This window comes from Holospora elegans E1 (assembly GCF_000648275.1).
GTDB lineage: Bacteria > Pseudomonadota > Alphaproteobacteria > Holosporales > Holosporaceae > Holospora > Holospora undulata_A.
On sequence record NZ_BAUP01000018.1, the window covers coordinates 1 to 4,032 of the forward strand.

General features: G+C 36.5%; 10 protein-coding genes and 2 pseudogenes. 4 read left to right on the plus strand and 8 right to left on the minus strand.

Annotated features, from left to right (window positions below):
• Window positions 1-171: 171 nt before the first annotated feature.
• Both HE1_RS08465 and HE1_RS10125 read left to right on the plus strand, forming a co-directional pair.
• Window positions 172-330 carry a hypothetical protein gene (locus tag HE1_RS08465; protein ID WP_162531119.1) on the plus strand — a complete coding sequence of 53 codons (159 nt, stop codon included), beginning with the start codon at window positions 172-174 and terminating at the stop codon, window positions 328-330.
• Window positions 331-344: 14 nt separating this feature from the next.
• On the plus strand, window positions 345-434 hold the full coding sequence (locus HE1_RS10125; protein ID WP_373279888.1) for a transposase: 90 nt from the start codon (window positions 345-347) through the stop codon (window positions 432-434).
• 357 nt (window positions 435-791) lie between these two features.
• Here HE1_RS10125 and HE1_RS10550 read toward each other — a convergent pair.
• A pseudogene (locus tag HE1_RS10550) lies at window positions 792-929 on the minus strand (IS5/IS1182 family transposase); the annotation flags it as partial.
• Window positions 930-1,023: 94 nt separating this feature from the next.
• Here HE1_RS10550 and HE1_RS08470 point away from each other — a divergent pair.
• Complete coding sequence (locus tag HE1_RS08470; protein WP_162531120.1) at window positions 1,024-1,167, plus strand: hypothetical protein; 144 nt, start codon at window positions 1,024-1,026, stop codon at window positions 1,165-1,167.
• Window positions 1,168-1,261: 94 nt separating this feature from the next.
• Here the strand turns inward: HE1_RS08470 and HE1_RS10130 are convergent.
• From HE1_RS10130 to HE1_RS09460, 7 genes and pseudogenes are all read right to left on the minus strand, one after another.
• Window positions 1,262-1,465, minus strand: a pseudogene (locus tag HE1_RS10130) (transposase); the annotation flags it as partial.
• 173 nt (window positions 1,466-1,638) lie between these two features.
• Entirely contained in the window at window positions 1,639-1,923 is a 285-nt protein-coding gene (locus HE1_RS00245; RefSeq protein ID WP_035543238.1) for a hypothetical protein, read from the minus strand.
• Between the two features lie 2 nt (window positions 1,924-1,925).
• Window positions 1,926-2,615, minus strand: coding sequence for a Bax inhibitor-1/YccA family protein (locus HE1_RS00250; protein WP_035543242.1), 690 nt, complete (start codon window positions 2,613-2,615; stop codon window positions 1,926-1,928).
• Window positions 2,616-2,829: 214 nt separating this feature from the next.
• A complete protein-coding gene (locus tag HE1_RS09855) occupies window positions 2,830-2,958 on the minus strand; it encodes a hypothetical protein (protein WP_278242930.1) in 129 nt (42 codons plus the stop codon).
• A 284-nt stretch (window positions 2,959-3,242) separates the two neighbouring features.
• Window positions 3,243-3,452, minus strand: coding sequence for a helix-turn-helix domain-containing protein (locus HE1_RS00255; RefSeq protein WP_035543245.1), 210 nt, complete (start codon window positions 3,450-3,452; stop codon window positions 3,243-3,245).
• Window positions 3,453-3,497: 45 nt separating this feature from the next.
• Window positions 3,498-3,638 (minus strand): transposase, encoded by a 141-nt coding sequence (locus HE1_RS10135; protein ID WP_162480069.1) that lies wholly within the window; start codon window positions 3,636-3,638, stop codon window positions 3,498-3,500.
• Window positions 3,574-3,771, minus strand: coding sequence for a hypothetical protein (locus HE1_RS09460; protein ID WP_242837156.1), 198 nt, complete (start codon window positions 3,769-3,771; stop codon window positions 3,574-3,576). Before HE1_RS09460 ends, HE1_RS10135 begins: the two co-directional genes overlap by 65 nt.
• Between HE1_RS09460 and HE1_RS09465 the strand changes: the two genes are divergently transcribed.
• Window positions 3,766-3,951: a hypothetical protein gene (locus tag HE1_RS09465; protein WP_242837157.1), complete on the plus strand. Its 186-nt coding sequence runs from the start codon at window positions 3,766-3,768 to the stop codon at window positions 3,949-3,951. The two genes, HE1_RS09460 and HE1_RS09465, sit on opposite strands and share 6 nt — an antisense overlap.
• The last annotated feature ends 81 nt before the right edge of the window (window positions 3,952-4,032 follow it).

The following is a 4,032-nucleotide window of genomic DNA, read 5'->3' on the forward strand; positions in this document are numbered from 1 at the left end:
AAACGAAGTCAGTATCAAAAATCGATCAAGATATAGCGTACCCAAGTCTTGTTATATAGTGATGAAAGCGGCATTGATATAACTATGTGCAAAAACAGAAGGGTGGGGCAGAAAAAGTGAAAATTCGGTTGGCAAAAAGAGTGGGATCAAAGAACACATAGTATTGCCGGTTTGGTTAATAACAAACTGACCGCACCAATAGGGTTTAACGGATCTTGCAACACAGTATTATTCCAAGCTTGGGTATTTCTGATCAAGGAACTAAATCCTGGTAAAGGTGTTATTATGGATAATGCCTCTTGTCATAAATCCAAGAGAAGTAGGGAATGAATAGAATCTGTAAAATGCAGTATAATTTTCTACCTCCTTACTTTCCTGATTTGAATCCAATAGAGATATTCTGGGCTAATATGAAGAGGTGGACAATATACTAAATTTCAACGCTCTGTTCGACGCTATTTCGTGGTTCTTCAAAATATCTAATTCAACCTAATTCAACCTAAATCACTATATCTGATGCCAGAAGCGCTGACTCCTAACCTCTTAGCCCTTTCAAGCTATACCTATCTAGAAATTCTTCTATATCTATTCTCAAGTTCTCTTTGTCTAATTTTGTCTATGGTTTATTCCTTTTGTTGACTCCTTCAAGATTTTTACTCCATCTCACTATTGCTGATTTAGATATGCAAAATGAAGCTTTTAACTAAAAATATTTTTTGTTAGAATTGGTAAAGGAAGTCTTTTAAAAGTCTCTAAAAATGATTGTATATAAAATTTGTTATAACCTGTATTCACGATTTAGCTAACCTTCTTAATAGGATCATGGAATGGGCTATCATAATCAAGTTTTCAGCAGTCGCTATGGCAATTTCATAATCTTTAGATACCCTTCGAAAATGATTTAGCCATGCAAATGTTCTTTCGATAATCTAACGCTTTGGAAGTATAGCCCATCTATAGTTTTATTTACCTCTATGGTTTTTCTATATCCAGCATCTGCACACACTCAATGTAGGATAATTTTTGCACCGCTTCCTAAAAAACTCTGCACCCAGCACCTGTGTCATTGGCCTTATGAACCGTGATATGGATCAGATTGCCTTGCGTATCAACAACACTATGCCGTTTACGTATCTTTTTTCCCCCATCTATACCTATTTTTTCTGAGGCACCTGTGGGTTTAACACTTTGTGAATGATGCTATAGCTGGGATTCTCACTCCTTTCATACTTAATTCGGCTTGTCTTAACAAGTTCATGCATCACTTTTTCCCATCTCCCCTTAATCCTACATCGTCTATAAAACAATGTACCGTCGAATATGGTGGAAAATCTTTTGGTAGCGTGCGCCATTGACAACCGCTCTTGATTATATAAAATGCTTCATTAACATCATCTTTTTTGTTGTATTTGCTTTTATTGCCGTAATTGCCGCTATCAAAATGATGCTTTATAACTTCCCACTCTCTCTCTTTTAAATCGCTTGGATAATTCTTCTTCTACACCTTCAAGCCTTTTATATCAAACTTTTTTATTCATGAATACGCTCTTAGTTTTTTTTGTACCCCCTTTGTGGTAATAATCATTAAAGGACCTAAAAATCATTTTAGATGATTAAACCGTTTTCTTTTTACGATACTTAACTTTTAAACTGTAGCGATTCGTCAGTCTTAAAAGAATCTCCAGACTGACGATGAAGACGCTCTGCGTCAGAGATAAATGACTGAATTTCTTCGTTCGTCCACTCTAAAAGAGGTTTAACCTCTTGGCGTTTTTTAAAAACCTCAGTGCTTAAAATTTTTAACAGCACCTCACGACTTTTCAAAGCCACAGCTAATTCTTTATCCGCCATAGCTTGATGAAAAATCGTATTCAGATCTCGAATTACGTCTTGTAATTCGAGAAACCTGTCTGAAGACTCCATCTCTAGTCTCTATCTCCTAAGCGCAGCATGTACAAAAACATGTTCAAAACGTCTAAGTACAAATTCAAAGCTCCTAAAATCGAAGCACGTTCACGAATAGAAGTATCTAAGGGTAACCGAAAATACAGATCTTTCAACGCCTGCGTATCATAAGCAGCAAGTCCTGTAAAAACAATCACACCTAAAATAGAGATCGCAAAATCTGTTATGCTGCTTGCCAAAAAGATATTAATCACAGAAGCTATAACTAGTCCTAAGGCTCCCATAATTAAAAAAGACCCCATTCTGGTTAAATCCTTTTTTGTAAGATACCCAAAAGCGCTTGCGCCCCCAAACATAAAAGAAGTCACAAAAAAAGCGCGGCTGATTGCGTGTATAGAAAACTGACTAAGAAACCCAGCAAGACTGACGCCTACGAGCGCTGCATACACCCAAAACAACGTCTGTGCTCTTTGCACTGTAGCTTGTCCTATCCGGCTTCCCATAATCCAAACCAAGCCTAATGTCAAAAAGCCAACGATTGGAGAAATACTATGAAAGAAATGACGAATTCCAGGGGGAGCAACATTAATCGCAAACCCAACAACTCCAGTCAACCCTAGTCCTAGTGCCATATAGCTGTAAATTCCCATTAAAAATTTTTGTAATCCCGTGTCTGCGGTATTACGCGAAGATGTCTTTAAAGAGTACATAATCTTAAGTCTCCGTACGTATTAAGTTCCACTTGTTCAGTATAGCATTTTTTTTCTTTCAGGCAAAATCTTAACAAAATCCCATTCAAATTCCTCCTTAGTTAATATTAATGACTCAATTGCTTATTTGATATTATATAAACTGTTTTTTTGCTCCTCAGAAAACAAGAGTATTACAAAAATTATAAAAATATATTTTTTACTTTTGAGGTTTTTAATCAAGGATAGTATGATTAATTTTCAATGTTTTATTAACGTGAAGTGCAGCAAAAATACGCAGTGTTCCCTCTAGCATCTCAAGTGATCGTGTGTTTGCAAGGGGGGGCGAAATCTTGCAAACCAATGGCAATGTCGAGCATTATTTTGTTCAATGGAAAACGCTTTATCTTTTCCCTGAAAGAGGCGGTTACTTGGAACAATTTTATTAAAACCTGCCCAATGATCTACGCAATAAAATAAAATTTTCCATTTTTTTAATCGTTCAAAAAGTCGTTTGAATGTTTGATCCGAGTGATCACCAAATGTCCTAATCGATGAGCCGTTTTCCAGCACGATCACAGGCTTTAAAAATCCAAATTTTTTGCTTCTTTTTTTTAATAATGCAAAAATTTTGGCGCATAGCCTTGATTATAAGGTGCCCACCCTCTTCAAAACGGCGGTAGCGCTGACACCAAAACGCTGAGAAATTCGGTTAATTGAAAGGCCGCTTGCGTATAAAACAAGGGCTTTGAGTTTGTCTTTTTCGGGCACACCTCGTGAAAATTTTTCCACATTTTTTACATCTTTACTGCTGAATCCTTCGAACAAAACCGCTTTTAAAGCAATCTCAACATTCACAAAATTTACATACAATCTTTTTTAGAACCTATATTCATGATTTAGCTAACCTTTTAATAAGATTATGGAATAGGCTATCATACTCATGTTTCCAGCAGTCGCTATGGCAATTTCATAATCTTTAGATAACCTTCGAAAATGATTTAGCCATGCAAATGTTCTTTCGACAATCCAACGCTTTAGCAAGTATAGCCCATCCTTGAGATATACGCTCTGAGATTGCTATAGTTTTATTCAATATATTTCTTACAAATGCCTCCATGGGGTTTCTATATCCAGCATCTGCACACACTCCCTTTAATTTAGGATATTTTTGCACCGCTTCCTTAAAAACTCTGCACCCAGCACCTGTGTCATTGGCCTTATGAACCGTGATATGGAGCAAATTTCCTTGCGTATCAACAACACTATGCCGTTTACGTATCTTTTTCCCCCATCTATACCTATTTTTTCTGAGGCTCCTGTGGGGTTAACACTTGTTTTAACACTTTGTGAATGATGCTATAGCTGGGATTCTTTCTCCTTTCATACTTAATTCGGCTTGTCTTAATAAGTTCATGCATCACTTTTTCCCATACCC

What these genes read in the sequence shown, in the direction of transcription:
- HE1_RS10125 (WP_373279888.1), top strand. Translation starts at nt 345, where the DNA reads ATGCAGTATAATTTTCTACCTCCTTACTTTCCTGATTTGAATCCAATA.
- HE1_RS00245 (WP_035543238.1), bottom strand. Translation starts at nt 1,923, where the DNA reads ATGGAGTCTTCAGACAGGTTTCTCGAATTACAAGACGTAATTCGAGAT.
- HE1_RS00250 (WP_035543242.1), bottom strand. Translation starts at nt 2,615, where the DNA reads ATGTACTCTTTAAAGACATCTTCGCGTAATACCGCAGACACGGGATTA.